Below are 15,194 nucleotides of genomic sequence, written 5' to 3'. Positions count from 1 at the left end.
CTAACTTTAATTTGCAATTAAAATAGTGATAACTGGTTTTCATCAGGAAGATCATCTACAACATGATTATTTGTTAAATATTCAATCGTTGTTTTTGAAACTCCTCCTCGACTTGCTAAATCTTCTTTTGATAAGAAGTAACGTTCTTCACGTGCGGCAACAATCTGTTTAGCAACATTTTCTCCCAATCCTGGAATTGCAATAAATGGAGCTAATAAGGTGTTGTCATCAACAATTTTAAATTCAAATGCTTCAGATTCATTTAGATCAACCATCTTAATAGTAAATCCTCGCTCTAAACATTCATTAGCAATTTCTAGAACAGTAAGTAAGTTCTTCTCTTTAGTAGATGCATCCATTCCTTTTTGATTGATTTCACTCATAGAATTCTTGACTGCATCTTTACCTTTGGCCATGGCGATCAAATCAAAATCATCTGCACGTACACTAAAGTAAGCTGAATAATAATAGATTGGATAATGTACTTTGAAATACGCAATACGTAACGCCATCAAAACATATGCCGTAGCATGAGCTCGAGGGAACATATATTTAATCTTCATACATGAATCAATGTACCAATCAGGAACTAAATCATTAGCACGCATTTCATCTTGCCATTCAGGTTTTATTCCCTTACCTTTACGAACACTTTCCATTATTTGGAAGGCTGTCTGAGATTCCATACCCCAATGAATAAGGTCAGTCATGATATTATCACGACACCCAATAACATCTTTTAAGGTAATAACGCCCTTCTTGATAAGCTCTTCGGCATTTCCCAACCATACATCCGTACCATGAGAAAGACCCGAAATCTGTAACAATTCATTATATGTTGTTGGATGTGTTTGCTCTAGCATTCCTCGGACAAAGCGAGTCCCAAATTCAGGAACACCTAGTGTCCCAACTTTTGATTGAATTTGTTCAGGAGTAACACCTAACGATTCGGTTCCCGAAAATAGTTTCATAACACCTTCGTCATTTGTAGGGATTGTTTGTGGATCAATACCTGATAAATCTTGTAACATACGTATCATTGTGGGATCATCATGCCCCAGAATATCTAACTTCAAAATATTGTCATGAATTGAATGGAAATCAAAATGTGTTGTTTTCCAAGAAGCACTAGTATCATTAGCTGGATATTGAATTGGCGTAAAGTCATAAATATCCATATCTTCTGGAACAACTAGAATACCAGCAGGATGTTGTCCTGTTGTTCTCTTAACACCTGTTGCTCCCATTGCAAGACGTTCTACTTCAGTACTACGGAATTTTTGGTCAGTAACTTCCTCATAGTTCTTAACGTAACCAAAGGCAGTACGATCAGCGATTGTACCTATTGTTCCGGCACGAAATACTTGGTCTTCACCAAACATAACTTTGGTGTAATTATGTGCAACTGGTTGGTAGTCACCTGAGAAATTCAAATCAATATCAGGAACCTTATCACCTTTGAAACCAAGGAAAGTTTCAAAAGGAATATCTTGACCATCTTTATCAAGTTCTGCCCCACAATCTGGACATTTCTTAGCAGGTAAGTCATAACCTGAACCATATTCACCTTTTGTAAAGAATTCTGAATAATGGCATTCTGGACAACGATAATGTGGTGGTAATGGATTAACCTCAGTAATTCCCGTCATAGTAGCAACAAAACTCGATCCTACAGATCCTCGAGAACCAACCAAGTATCCATCTTTATTAGATTTGAAAACTAAACGTTGAGATATTAAATAGATAACCGAGAATCCATTCCCAATAATACTCTTTAACTCTTTATCAACTCTAGCCTGAACAATTTCTGGCAAATTCTCACCATATAATTCATGGGCTCTATTAAGAGTACGCTCTTCAATTTCTTGTTCAGCCCCCGGCATATTAGGTGTATACAATTTGTCTTTAACCGGAGATATCTCATTAATCTCATCAGCAATTTTATTAGAGTTTGTAACAACAATTTTATGCGCTATTTCTTCACCCATAAAGGCAAACTCTTCTAACATTTCATCAGTTGTACGGAAATGAGCATCAGGAAGCTTTTGACGAATTAATGGATTACTTTTAACCGCATGAATAACAATATCACGATAGATAGAATCATTTTCGTCAAGATAATGAACATCACCAGTAGCTACTACTGGTTTATTTAACTCATCTCCTAATTTAACAATGTTATTCATAATCTCTTTCAATGCGTCATCGCCTGCAATCATTTCTGAGGCAACTAATGGTTCATAAACAGATTTTGGCTGAATCTCGATATAATCATAATAATCAGCCTTACTTAATGCATCTTCGTAACCTTTTTGCATCATAGAAACAAAGACTTCACCTGACGCACAAGCCGATCCAACTAATAGCCCTTCACGATATTTATCTAATAATCGACGAGGAACACGTGGCACGCGATAGAAATAATCTATCATTGAACTTGAGACAATTTTAAACATGTTTTTTAAACCGTCTTGAGTTTGCGCCAATAACATTGCATGGTTTGGTCGAGCTTGTTTATATGACTCTTCATTACCAACATGGTCATTCAATTGATTGATATTAGTAGTTTGGAATTGTTCTTCCATTTCGTCTAACATCTTGTAAAGAACCATTCCGGTAGTTTCAGCATCAGAGTCAGCACGATGATGGTGTTCAAGTTTAATATCATATTTTTTAGCCAAAGTATCTAACTTATGATTACGATATTCAGAATGAACTGTACGAGAAATTTCCAAAGTATCAATTACAGGTACTGTTAATGACGACATTCCAGCTCGTCTTAATGTGGCATTCATGAATCCCATATCAAAAGTAACATTATGACCAACTAATGCAGCGTTTCCGGCGAAGTCCATAAACTCTTTAATTACAACTGATTCATTATCAGCATCTCTTAACATATCATCAGTAATACTTGTTAAGTTAACAATGGTTTCTGATAATGGATGACCTGGATTAATGAACTTATCAAAACGATCAATAACTTGACCATCTTTCATTTTAACGGCACCAATTTCTATAATACTGTCATAAACAGCAGATAATCCGGTTGTTTCAGTATCAAAAATAACGTACTCTGCATTCTTTAGGTTTTCATCTCTCAAGTTATAGGCAATTGGATTACCTTCATCTACCAGGTTTATTTCAACACCATAAAGAATTTTTATACCATTTTTTTGACCAGCACCATAAGCAAAAGGAAAAGCTTGTGCAGTAGCATGATCAGTGACAGCAACAGCTTTATGTCCCCAATCAGCAGCTCTTTTTACAATGGCTTCTGAACTAGCAATTGCATCCATCTGACTCATATTGGTATGAATATGTAATTCTACACGTTTTTCATCAGCAGTATCTTTTCGCTCTTCATGTGTAATTAAATTCATATCCTTAGGCATAATCGTTAAGTCATGCGTGAAGCGATCTTCTTCAACACTACCGTGGAAACGAGCCCATTTACCTTTTTTCCATTCCGAAAAAATTTCATCATCATCAGTTTTTTTCGAAAACTTTTTAACTGTAAATGAAGAAGAATAATCAGTAACTTTTAGAGTTAATAGTTTACTTCCAGTATTAAATTTCCTAACATCAGCATCGAATATATAGCCTTGAACTGTAACATCTCGTTCTTCTTCAAATATTTCAGACATTTGGGTTATTGGTTCTTTGCTAGAAATATTTTTACCAAAACTAGTATTTCCACTCTTTGTAACTACTTTTTTAGTTTCATTCTTCTTTTGGACTTCTACTAACTGGCTTTGTAATTTTTGTTCTACCAAATCATTTTTAGAATGTAACTCATCTATTTTTTCTTGAGTTCTAGTTTCATCCACACTGACATGTATTGAAAAATCAGGAAAACCAAGTTCACTATATTTTGTTTGAATATTTGATAACAAACCATCTTCCAAATAACCTTTTACTACTTCATTTTGTACAGATAAAAAGTATTGGTCATTTTCTAATTTTGGTCCATCAGCTGCCTGTAATTCAATTAAAATAGGTGAATAAACATCCAAATGATTTAGAACATACTTCCAATAATCACTTACATTCTTTTGCGTAAGTACAGAATTATTAGTTGTAATATTCATCTTTATTTCGGCAATATCTTTAAAAGAATGAACTAATGCATCATTTAACATTTGAAAATCGACAAAAGGAAGCACGCTATTAAAGGAAAAGTTAATAGTCCACGATTGACTCTTTTCGTGGACATCAACTGAATTTATTGCACCATTATCAAAGACTGGATTGGCCTTAATTGCTTCATCAATTTTTATTTGTTTAAGAAGAATTTGAAATAGTTCATTCTTGTCTGTCATTTTATATCCTCATAAATACGTTTCACTATATTATATCTTCAATAAGATAAATGAAAAAAGGCCGAACCCATCGACCATTTTACATTTCATTTAATAATTCTTGGACTTTCTTAGGAGCTTCGTCTTTTGAAACTTCATAAGCTTCACCAGTTTTGCGTACTTTTATTTCAACGATTCCTTCACTAGCACGTTTACCTGCAGTAACTCTAATAGGTAATCCAATTAAATCTGATTCAGCAAACTTAACTCCAGCACGTTCTTTACGATCATCAACTAATACTGATAGATGCATATTTTCTAATTCAGATGTTATTTCATTTGCTAATTGAACTTGTTCATCATTTTTTGTATTAACTGGAATAACATGAACATCGTATGGAGTAATTTGTTTATTCCAAATCAATCCATTTTCATCAGCTTGCTGTTCACAAATCGCTGATAATAATCGACTTATACCTATTCCGTATGATCCCATGATTACTGGTTGTTGACGACCATTTTCATCCAAGTAATTAGCACCTAAACTATTGGAATATTTAGTTCCAAGTTTAAATATATGACCAATTTCAATACCTTTAGTAAATTCTAATTTACCACTGCCGTCGATTGCTTCTTCGCCTTGTTTAACTGTTCTAAAGTCGGAAAATTCAGAAACTTTAATATCACGATCTAGATTAGCATTAATAAAATGTATATCTGTTTTATTAGCACCAACAACAGCATTATTTAAGTTTTCAACGGTTAAATCTGCAATCACTTTAACATCAGTTCCCACGGGACCAATAAATCCAGGTGTAGAATTAAATTGATCAGTAATTTCTTGTTCGGTAGCTTCACGTAAATTATCTGCATTTAAATGATTTTTTAATTTAACATCATTAACGTCATAGTCACCTCTGATTAAAACCATAATTGGTTCATCATCAGCCATAAATGCCATTGATTTGATGATATTAGTTTCGCTAACACCAAGATATTTTGAAACTTCAGCTATTGACTTAGCATCTGGAGTATTAACTTCTTGTAAATCTTTTGCATCTTCTTTTTCATTATTAGTAAATTGACTAGCTGCCATTTCAATATTAGCCGCATATTCGCTATTTTTTGAATATACGATTGTATCTTCACCAATCTCAGCAGGAGCAGAAAATTCTTTTGAATCACTTCCACCCATAGCACCAGCATCACCAAGAATTACACGATAATCAAGACCAACGCGATCAAAAATATTACGGTAAGCCTGTTCCATATCGTTAAAAGATTCATCTAATTGTTCTTGATTTGAAGTAAAAGCATATGCATCTTGCATAAGAAATTCACGTCCACGAAGTAGTCCATAACGAGGACGATTTTCGTCACGGAATTTATCTTGCATTTGATAAAGAGTGATAGGTAGTTTCTTATAACTATTTAGCACGTCTTTAACAATATATGTCATTGTTTCTTCATGAGTTGGTCCCATAATGAATTCACGGTCATGGCGATCATTCAAGGTAAATAATGTATCACCATAAGTATCATAACGACCAGACTCTTTCCACAAATCAGCAGGAATTATTGCCGGAACAATCATTTCAACTGCATCGATTTTTTCCATTTCTTCTCTAATGATATTTTGAATATTTTGAACAACTTTCCAAGCTAAAGGCAAATAAGCGTATGCCCCAGCAGAGATTTGCTTAATATATCCAGCACGTAACATCATTTGATGACTTAGAGCTTCCGCATCAGCTGGAACTTCTTTAGTTGTAGGAATAAAAAGTTTTGATTGTTTCATTAAATCTTCCTCTATCTATCTAATGTATGAAAAATCTTTGAATATCGTTCCAAGTAACGGCTACCATTAATACTACAAGAATAACAACTCCGATTAGATTAATAATCCCTTCACGTTCTTCAGATATTGGTTTTCCGCGAATACCTTCTATAAAGTTCAATAGTAACTTACCACCATCAAGTGCAGGTATAGGTATAAGATTCATAATTCCTAGGTTAATCGATAACATACCGATAAATGAAATTACACTTATTACCCCTTGAGATGCAACTTGTGAAGTTAATGAATAAATACCAACTGGACCCGATAATTGGTCCAAACTGAATCCACCAGTAATCATATGACCTAATACCGTTAAAATCATTGCTGCAATAGCAAATGGCTGTATAAATCCATACTTAACTTTTGCCATAAAACTATCATCAGTACTTGGTTTAATTCCAATAATCTTAGAATCAGATCCGTTTACTTTTTTAGGTGTTACTTTAATTGTTTCAGTATTTTTATTATGAGCAACAGTTAACGATATAGATTTATCTTTTGCTTTACTTATCTCAGATTGAATATCTTTAAAAGTCTTAGTTTTTTCATTATTAATTTCGACAATTTTATCGCCTTCTCTAATTCCTGCTGAATATGCTGGTGTGTCTTTTTGAACTTCACCAACCTGGTTACTTGATAGGTCTTGAACTCCACCCATCATAAAAGCAACAATCATAAAGGAAACAATTGATAAAATCACATTATTAAATGGACCTGCAAAGTTAGTAACTATTCTTCTCCACAAAGTTGCGGATTGAAAATGAACATCACGAGGGGCAATTAAGATTTCAGTTCCATCTTCTTCAACAATAGTTGCATCATGATCAACAGAATATTTCTTTTCTTGCTCTTCTTCTCCATTTTCAAAAACAGTCATAGTCAAATCATCAATCAAATCAGCTTTTACTATTTGAACTGGAATACCATCTATATCAATATTCTTTGATGACAAGTCAATTCGACTAATGATACCTTTATCATTCAGTCTAATTGTGGCAGTTGTTCCTGGTTTGATTTCGTTATCATCATCTTGAGTTCCCGCCATTCGGACATATCCACCTAAAGGCAATAGTCTCAATGTGTAAGTAGTCCCGTTTTTTCTTGTTTGAATCAACTTAGGACCCATGCCGATTGAAAATTCGCGAACTAAAATACCTGATTTCTTGGCAGCATAGAAATGTCCAAATTCATGGACTATAACTAATATTCCAAAAACAATTATAAAAGTAACTACTGCTAACATACACTGCCCCAAACTTTCATTAAACTAAACTAAGCAAGTGAATTAATGGTAAAACAATTAACATGCTGTCGAAACGGTCTAATATTCCACCGTGTCCTGGTAAAATCTTACCTGAGTCTTTCACTTTATAAAAACGTTTATATGCTGATTCTAATAAATCTCCAAGTTGTCCTGCAATAGAACAAATAATAGCGACGATAACTATGAAATAAATATTATATTCAGGCAATAAGAAATATGCATAAATAGATGCTACTACAACGGCAATTACCGTTCCCCCAATTGAGCCTTCCCATGTCTTATTAGGACTTATATAAGGATTCAATTTATGCTTACCAAAAGCTTTACCCATGAAATAAGCACCACTATCTGTTATCCAGACGATCAATAGAGCAAACATTAATAAATAGAAACCATTTTCAACATATGTGCTTCCAGTATTACGAATTGCAGCTAGATAATGGAATCCAGTTCCAATATAAATCATGGAAATTGCAGATACTCCTGCATCTTCAAAACTAAATTTATTCTTACTAATAACAGTCCAAAGTAATAATAAAATAGTAATTGAATAGAAGATATTTATTTGTGTAATTGATTCAGGTAACCACCCATTATAAAAACTCTTAGGAACAGCAATTGCTATTACACCAATCAGCGTTAAAAAGAAATCAGGAGAAACAATAATTCTCTTTCTCATGATATATACTTCTGAAATACCTATACACGCCAAAGCCGTAGCGGCAACATCAATCCAAATACCTCCCATAATTAGAATCGGTATAAAAATGGCTAACGCAACTACAGCAGTAATAATTCTTTGTTTCATAATACTAATCTCCAGCTTACTTAATTTTTCCAAATCGACGATCTCTATTTTGATATTTGTATATATCTTCTCTCAGATTATCAGGCGAATAATCTGGCCACAATATATCATCAAAAATCATTTCAGTATAGGCCATCTGCCATAACATGAAATTAGAGATTCTTGTTTCTCCACTTGTTCTAATTAACAAGTCAGGATCAGCCAATTCATTCAAGTTACTTGTTAATAAAGCATTAGAAATTAAATCATCATCAATTTCTTCAACGTTTAATTTCTCATTTTTTATATCATTCGCAATTTTTTTAGTCGCTTGTAAAATATCCGAACGACCACCGTAGTTAAAAGCAAAGTTTAATACCATTCCAGTATTATCCTTGGTTTCATCTATGGCTTTTTGAATAACATCTCTCGTTTTTTGTGGGACATCCTCTAAAATTCCAGTGGCTAAAACTTTAATGTTATTGGCCATCAAATCTGGAACAAAAACACCAAAAAAATCGATTGGTAGTTTCATTAAAAAATTAACTTCTGTATTCGGACGACCCCAATTTTCTGTTGAAAAAGCATAAAGCGTCAAAACTTTTACACCGAGACTACTTGCCTCAATTGCAATTGTTTTGACGTTATTCATACCTTCTTTGTGTCCAGAAACTCTTGGAAATCCACGTTTTTTTGCCCAGCGACCATTACCATCCATAATCATAGCAATGTGCTTAGGAATATTATCAGTTGAAATTTCATAATTATCTATTTCGTCAGACATTAATTTTCTCCAATAATTAAGAAATTAAACTAGCCTTCAGTTATTTCTTTTTCTTTTTTAGCAGCGATTTCATCTATTCCTTTGACAGCATCATCAGTTATTTTTTGGATATCTTTTTCTAATGTATGCAATTCATCATCTGATATTTCACTGTTTTTTTCTTGTTTTTTAATGCTATCCATTGCTTCACGACGAACATTTCTCACAGCAACTTTTGCATTTTCAGCTTCTTTACCGACTTTTTTAGCCAATTCAAGACGTGTTTCAGTTGTGAGTTGTGGAATAACTAATCGAATAACAGACCCATCATTAGATGGAGCCAATCCAAGGTCAGACATATTGATTGCACGTTCTATGTCTTCCAATACTGATTCATCAAATGGGGCTATCATCAAAACTCGTGGTTCGGGAATTGATACAGATGCAACTTGGTTAACAGGAACGTCAGCTCCATAATAATTAACTTTAATTTGATTTAAGATTGATGCATTTGCCTTCCCCGCACGAATATTACCTAATTCTCTTTGTAATGATTCTTGGGATTTTTGCATTTTTACTTTTGCATCTTCAATTGCAGAATTTGCCATTATTTATTTTCTCCTTTAATGGTTGTTCCAATATTTTCGCCTTCGATAACTTTCTTGATATTACCTTCTTGGTTCATGTTAAAGACAACCAAGGTAATATTGTTATCCATAGAAAGTGAACTAGCAGTTGTATCCATAACTCCTAGTTGTTTATTAATTACGTCTAAATGAGTTAATTCTTCATACTTAACCGCAGTTTGATCTTTATTAGGATCTGCAGAGTAAACTCCATCAACATCATTCTTAGCCATTAAAATAACATCTGCTCCAATTTCAGCAGCACGTAGTACTGAAGTTGTGTCAGTTGAGAAATAAGGGTTACCCGTACCACCGGCAAAAATAACAACGCGACCTTTTTCAAGATGACGAATTGCTTTTCTTCTGATATAAGGTTCTGCTATTTGTCTCATTTCAACAGATGTTTGTACACGAGTTGGTACACCAATTTGTTCCAAAGCATCTTGAAGTGATAGAGCGTTCATAACTGTTGCCATCATTCCCATGTAATCAGCTTGAGCACGTTCCATACCTAATTCTGCACCCGTTTTACCACGCCAGATATTTCCACCACCACAAACAATGGCAATCTCAACACCTAAATCATGTGCATCTTTAATTTGCTTCGCAATAGAAGAAATTACTGGAGGATAGATACCGAATCCTTGATCACCGGCCAATGCTTCACCAGAAATTTTCAATATAATTCTTTTATATTTAAGATTTGTCATTTAGTTAACTCCTATTGTTTTATTACTGAATATTTTACCATAATTTAAGGTCTAAATTTTAAATTTTGCCATAAAAAAAAAGCGTAAAACGCTTTTCTTTTAAACGGTTATTATTTAATTTGACCCATTACTTCATCAACGAAGTTATTTTCTTTCTTTTCAATACCTTCACCGACTTCGAAACGTACAAATGAAACTAATTTTCCACCTTTAGATTCAACGAATTCAGCAACAGTCTTATCTGAATCCTTAACGAATTCTTGATCAGCCAAACTGATTTCTGAAAGGAACTTGTTAATTCTTCCTTCAACAATCTTAGGAATGATGTTTTCTGGTTTACCTTCGTTCTTTGTTTCTTCAGTAACAACTTTACGTTCGCGTTCTAATACGTCAGCTGGTACATCTTCTCTAGTTACATATTGTGGGTTAATAGCAGCAACGTGCATAGCAACATCTTTTGCTGTTTCTGCATCAGCGCCATCAATTACTGCAAGAACAGCAATAGCACCACCATTATGTAAATATGAACCAAAGTTTTGTGAATCAGTTTTTTCAATTAATTCAAATCTTCTGAAACTGATTTTTTCACCAATAACAGCAGTTAAATTTTTAACAGCATCATCAATTGTGCTTTCGCCCATTGGAAGTGCTAATGCAGCATCCATGTCAGCCGGTTTGTTAGCAGCAACTGTTTCAGCAATATTTTTAACTAGTGCTTGGAATTTATCGTTAGATGAAACAAAGTCTGTTTCTGAGTTAACTTCGATAATAGCAGCAGTGTTTCCACTAAGTTCAACGTGTGCTAGCCCTTCAGCAGCGATACGTCCACTCTTCTTAGCAGCCTTAGCCATACCTTTTTCACGAAGTTCGTCGACAGCTTTTTCCATGTCACCATCAGTTGAAACAAGAGCTTTTTTAGCATCCATCATTCCAACACCTGTTTTTTCGCGTAATTCTTTAACTTGTGCAGCTGTAATTGTAGCCATAAGTATTTCCTCCGTTTATAAATGCATTAAAATCTCACAATTTCATTGCTCTTTTTTACAGAAAAACCATCTTCAAATAATTTCAAAGACGGTATTTAAATTATTATTTCTCTTCTGATGCTTCTTCTTTTGATTCTTCTACTGCAGCTTCTTCTAATTCAGCAGTAACTTGGTCTTCACCTTGACGACCTTCGATAATAGCGTCAGCCATCTTAGCAGTAATTAACTTAACTGCACGAATAGCGTCATCATTTGATGGAATAATAACATCAATATCATCAGGATCCGAGTTAGTATCAACCATAGCAACGATTGGAATATTTAATTTCTTAGCTTCTTGAACTGCAATGTTTTCTTTGTGTGGATCAACAACAAACAATACATCAGGAATTCTTGGCATATCTTCGATACCACCCAAGAATTTTTCAAGTTTTTCACGTTGTTTTGTTAACAAAGCAACTTCTTTTTTAGGAAGACGTTCGAAAGTTCCATCTTCACCCATTGCTTTGATTTGTTTAAGACGTTTGATACGGCTTTGGATTGTGTTCCAGTTTGTAAGAGTTCCACCCAACCAACGGTGGTTGATGAAGAATTGTCCAGCACGTGTTGCTTCTTCAGCAACAGCGTCTTGAGCTTGTTTCTTTGTACCAACGAATAAGAATACTCCGTTGTCGCTAGCAACTGCTTTTACGTAGTTGTAAGCATCGTCGACCATGTGTACGGTCTTTTGTAAATCGATGATGTAAATACCATTTCTTTCAGTAAAGATAAATGGTGCCATCTTAGGGTTCCATCTTCTTGTTTGGTGACCAAAATGTACACCAGCTTCAAGAAGTTGTTTCATTGAAATAACTGTCATAATTTTCCTCCGGTTTTATCCTCCACTTACGCTTAATTTTCATTCAAACATTTTCATGCACCATGAATGAAAGTACGCAGTGTGTGTATTTGTAATACAGTGTTTAATTATATGCAATAAATCCATGATAATCAAGCATTATTTATGCCATTTTATATGGTTTTTGATTAATAATTCTTCTTTTTTTATACGACTAAGTTTTTTAAGTTCATGTTCACGTTTTAAAGCTTGAGATTTTGTATGTAAATCTTCAAAATATAATAACTTCACTGGACGACGAATTTTGGTATATTTAGCACCTTTACCAGCGTTATGTGTGGCTACACGCTTCTCAACATCATTAGTAGTTCCAATATAAAAAGTATTATCGCTACATTGCAGTAAGTATACGTAATAATTATTTTCTTCCATAAATTATTTCTTCAGCTTCTTTAGTATATTTATTAGCATCATCATAAATGATTAAATCAGGTAATACTGTTAACCCACCTTTTTTAGGTGTTTTGATTAATTCTGCTAAAAATAGATTAGCATCATCATCTTTATGTGAATGTACAAACCGCAGTTTATTTAATTTAAAATTATTCTCATCAGCTGTTTTGATAAATTCCGCTAGTCTATTAGGACGATATACCATATAAAGTTTAGAATTTTGTTTTAATAATCCTCGACAAGCTTTAAATATATCGTTCAAATTGGCATTAAACTCATGACGAGCTTTTGCTAAAACTTCGTTCTTTTTAATTTTTGTCATCTCTTCAATTTTGAAGTAAGGCGGATTACAAATAATTGTATCAATTGTATCGTGTTCAATATGTTTTAAAACATTTTTCAAATCGTCATCAACACAAGTAATTTGATCTTCTTTGTGATTGTAAGCAATTGATTGTTTAGCTAAGTTTGATAATTCCGACTGAATTTCTACTAAATAAATATTGGCATTGGTATTAGAACTGACAGTTAAACCTATTGCACCATCACCGGAACATAAATCAACAATTTCATTACTTTTTTCGTACTCAGCAAAATTTGTTAATAAAATCGTATCTAAATTGAATGAATATAATGCTTTATCTTGTATAATGGTAATACCACTATTTGAAATCATATCGTAGGTAATTTCTTTATCCACTATTAATACTCCTATTAAATGATTTGTGCTTTATAATATAATATACATTAATAAGTAAGGTGAGTAATATGTTTTATAAATTTATTCGAGCAGTAGCTAGAGTTATAGTTTTTATTCTTAATGGTAATTGGCATGTCACTGGTAAAGAAAATCTACCTGAGGGCACTTATATTATCGTTGCCCCACATCGTAATTGGTGGGAACCCATTTTCTTTGCACTAGCGATTAGTCCAAAAGAAACTTCTTTCATGGCAAAAAAAGAACTCTTCAAAAATCCAATATTAAGATACATTCTAGTACACGCTCACGCTTTCCCAGTTGATCGTGATAATCCAGGACCTTCTGTTGTCAAAACTCCTGTTAATTTTTTGAAGAAACAAAATTTATCATTAATAATGTTCCCTTCAGGTACACGTCACTCTGAAGACCTAAAAGGTGGTTCAGTTTTAATTGCAAAATTATCACAAAAACCTCTTGTTCCAGTTGTATACCAAGGACCATCAAGCTTCAAAGGTCTATTAAAACGTCAAAAAATTACTATTGGAATTGGAAAACCATTCATGGTGGACAAAAAAGAAAAAATTACCGACGAATTAACTGATAGAGTTGATACTCAAATGAAAGCTAGTTGGCATGATATTGACCAATCAATTAATCCTGAATATAAATATATACCTAAATAAAAAAACAGCCAGATGGCTGTTTTTTATTTACCAATATCTTTTCTATAGAAGAATCCAGGTATTTCAGGAACTTCTTTGTACACTTCTTCTTGTGCTTCTTTGATATTTGTTCCAGATCCAACAATGACAAATGATCTTCCTGAAGATCTCTCTTCACTGTCTAGATTTGAATAGAATATTTTAGTTTTTTCTAATTTTGGAAATGCGTTTATTTTAACTTTTGATGGATTGCTAGGATACCCTTTCGTTGCATTTACAACACAAACATAAGAAAGTCTATCATTCCAAATGAATTTAGTTTTCTTTTCCTGAAGTATTTCTAAGATGTTAACTGCCAAGTCAGATTCCAGCAGTGGCAAGACCACTTCTGTTTCGGGGTCACCAAAACGAACATTGAATTCAATTACTTTAATACCATTATTAGTCTTAATTAATCCGGCATAAATGATTCCAGTAAATTCTATTCTACGTCGATTTAATTCGACCAATACAGCTTCGATTATCTTATCTGCAGCTTTTCGCTCTTCAACGCCCATTTGTTTCAATGGGGCATAAGCACCCATACCACCAGTATTTGGGCCTTCTCCATTGTCAAAAGCTCGCTTATAGTCTTGAGAGAATGGCATAGGATATGAATTCAACCCTTGAACGAAATACATAGCTGAGATTTCTTCGCCGTCTAAGTACTCTTCAATGATTATTGTTGAACCAGTTTCGTTAAGGAATTTAGAACAGACTTCATTAGCAATCTCAAGATTATCCGCTATTACAACACCTTTACCAGAGGCTAATCCGTCTTTTTTGATAACAATCGGATATTCAACCTCGCTTAAATAACTCAAAGCTTCATTAATATCACCAAAGGTTTGAGAACTTGCAGTAGCAACATTTGAACTATTCATAATTTGTTTAGCGAAATCTTTCGATCCTTCTAGTTGTGCTGCCTCTTTAGATGGTCCAAAAATCAATAAATTATTTTTTTTGAATTCATCAACAATACCTGCAACCAGAACATCTTCGGGCCCAACTACTGTATAAGTAATAGAATTATTTTTAGTAAAATCAATAACTTCTTCGAATTCAAACGGATTGATATGAACTAATTTTATACCGTTATTTTTCATTCCAAAGTTTCCGGGAAGACAATAGACATCCCCAACTTCTGGACTTTCTAATAGCTTGCGACAAATAGTATGTTCTCTAGCGCCTGATCCGATAACTAAAATATTCATCTACAAATCTC

The 15,194-nt window shown here is 33.6% G+C and carries 13 protein-coding genes; 1 reads left to right on the top strand and 12 read right to left on the bottom strand.

The window, feature by feature from the left end; all coding sequences use genetic code 11:
• Positions 1-17: 17 nt before the first annotated feature.
• From RD055328_RS02880 to RD055328_RS02830, 11 genes are all read right to left on the bottom strand, one after another.
• A complete protein-coding gene (locus RD055328_RS02880; protein WP_244087308.1) occupies positions 18-4,322 on the bottom strand; it encodes a PolC-type DNA polymerase III in 4,305 nt (1,434 codons plus the stop codon).
• 79 nt (positions 4,323-4,401) lie between these two features.
• Positions 4,402-6,099, bottom strand: a complete 1,698-nt coding sequence (locus tag RD055328_RS02875) for a proline--tRNA ligase (protein WP_244087307.1) — start codon at positions 6,097-6,099, stop codon at positions 4,402-4,404.
• Between the two features lie 19 nt (positions 6,100-6,118).
• Positions 6,119-7,384, bottom strand: a complete 1,266-nt coding sequence (rseP, locus tag RD055328_RS02870; protein ID WP_244087306.1) for an RIP metalloprotease RseP — start codon at positions 7,382-7,384, stop codon at positions 6,119-6,121.
• Positions 7,385-7,403: 19 nt separating this feature from the next.
• Positions 7,404-8,213: a phosphatidate cytidylyltransferase gene (locus RD055328_RS02865; RefSeq protein ID WP_244087305.1), complete on the bottom strand. Its 810-nt coding sequence runs from the start codon at positions 8,211-8,213 to the stop codon at positions 7,404-7,406.
• Between the two features lie 16 nt (positions 8,214-8,229).
• Complete coding sequence (locus tag RD055328_RS02860; RefSeq protein ID WP_244087304.1) at positions 8,230-8,976, bottom strand: isoprenyl transferase; 747 nt, start codon at positions 8,974-8,976, stop codon at positions 8,230-8,232.
• 29 nt (positions 8,977-9,005) lie between these two features.
• Positions 9,006-9,563, bottom strand: coding sequence for a ribosome recycling factor (gene frr, locus RD055328_RS02855; protein WP_244087303.1), 558 nt, complete (start codon positions 9,561-9,563; stop codon positions 9,006-9,008).
• On the bottom strand, positions 9,563-10,291 hold the full coding sequence (gene pyrH, locus RD055328_RS02850) for a UMP kinase (protein WP_244087302.1): 729 nt from the start codon (positions 10,289-10,291) through the stop codon (positions 9,563-9,565). Before pyrH ends, frr begins: the two co-directional genes overlap by 1 nt.
• 110 nt (positions 10,292-10,401) lie before the next feature.
• The gene (tsf, locus tag RD055328_RS02845) at positions 10,402-11,277 is read right to left on the bottom strand and encodes a translation elongation factor Ts (protein WP_244087301.1); all 876 of its coding nucleotides are present in this window, start codon (positions 11,275-11,277) and stop codon (positions 10,402-10,404) included.
• Positions 11,278-11,380: 103 nt separating this feature from the next.
• Positions 11,381-12,136, bottom strand: a complete 756-nt coding sequence (rpsB, locus tag RD055328_RS02840) for a 30S ribosomal protein S2 (RefSeq protein WP_244087300.1) — start codon at positions 12,134-12,136, stop codon at positions 11,381-11,383.
• Between the two features lie 138 nt (positions 12,137-12,274).
• Positions 12,275-12,547: a GIY-YIG nuclease family protein gene (locus RD055328_RS02835; protein ID WP_244087299.1), complete on the bottom strand. Its 273-nt coding sequence runs from the start codon at positions 12,545-12,547 to the stop codon at positions 12,275-12,277.
• Entirely contained in the window at positions 12,534-13,268 is a 735-nt protein-coding gene (locus RD055328_RS02830; protein ID WP_244087298.1) for a tRNA1(Val) (adenine(37)-N6)-methyltransferase, read from the bottom strand. The genes RD055328_RS02835 and RD055328_RS02830 overlap by 14 nt, the downstream gene beginning before the upstream one ends.
• Before the next feature lie 68 nt (positions 13,269-13,336).
• On the opposite strand from RD055328_RS02830, the gene RD055328_RS02825 reads away from it, so the two are divergent.
• Positions 13,337-13,951, top strand: a complete 615-nt coding sequence (locus tag RD055328_RS02825) for a 1-acyl-sn-glycerol-3-phosphate acyltransferase (protein ID WP_244087297.1) — start codon at positions 13,337-13,339, stop codon at positions 13,949-13,951.
• A 23-nt stretch (positions 13,952-13,974) separates the two neighbouring features.
• On the opposite strand, the gene purD is transcribed toward RD055328_RS02825, so the two are convergent.
• Positions 13,975-15,183 carry a phosphoribosylamine--glycine ligase gene (purD, locus tag RD055328_RS02820; protein ID WP_244087296.1) on the bottom strand — a complete coding sequence of 403 codons (1,209 nt, stop codon included), beginning with the start codon at positions 15,181-15,183 and terminating at the stop codon, positions 13,975-13,977.
• Positions 15,184-15,194 lie beyond the last annotated feature (11 nt).

Source organism: Companilactobacillus sp. RD055328, assembly GCF_022835675.1.
GTDB lineage: Bacteria > Bacillota > Bacilli > Lactobacillales > Lactobacillaceae > BQUT01.
This window is presented reverse-complemented; position numbering and strand designations above follow the sequence as displayed.

Bases quoted from the DNA above. Each gene is read 5' to 3' on its own strand.
- RD055328_RS02880 (WP_244087308.1), bottom strand. From the start codon at position 4,322: ATGACAGACAAGAATGAACTATTTCAAATTCTTCTTAAACAAATAAAA.
- RD055328_RS02875 (WP_244087307.1), bottom strand. From the start codon at position 6,099: ATGAAACAATCAAAACTTTTTATTCCTACAACTAAAGAAGTTCCAGCT.
- rseP (WP_244087306.1), bottom strand. From the start codon at position 7,384: ATGTTAGCAGTAGTTACTTTTATAATTGTTTTTGGAATATTAGTTATA.
- RD055328_RS02865 (WP_244087305.1), bottom strand. From the start codon at position 8,213: ATGAAACAAAGAATTATTACTGCTGTAGTTGCGTTAGCCATTTTTATA.
- RD055328_RS02860 (WP_244087304.1), bottom strand. From the start codon at position 8,976: ATGTCTGACGAAATAGATAATTATGAAATTTCAACTGATAATATTCCT.
- frr (WP_244087303.1), bottom strand. From the start codon at position 9,563: ATGGCAAATTCTGCAATTGAAGATGCAAAAGTAAAAATGCAAAAATCC.
- pyrH (WP_244087302.1), bottom strand. From the start codon at position 10,291: ATGACAAATCTTAAATATAAAAGAATTATATTGAAAATTTCTGGTGAA.
- tsf (WP_244087301.1), bottom strand. From the start codon at position 11,277: ATGGCTACAATTACAGCTGCACAAGTTAAAGAATTACGCGAAAAAACA.
- rpsB (WP_244087300.1), bottom strand. From the start codon at position 12,136: ATGACAGTTATTTCAATGAAACAACTTCTTGAAGCTGGTGTACATTTT.
- RD055328_RS02835 (WP_244087299.1), bottom strand. From the start codon at position 12,547: ATGGAAGAAAATAATTATTACGTATACTTACTGCAATGTAGCGATAAT.
- RD055328_RS02825 (WP_244087297.1), top strand. From the start codon at position 13,337: ATGTTTTATAAATTTATTCGAGCAGTAGCTAGAGTTATAGTTTTTATT.
- purD (WP_244087296.1), bottom strand. From the start codon at position 15,183: ATGAATATTTTAGTTATCGGATCAGGCGCTAGAGAACATACTATTTGT.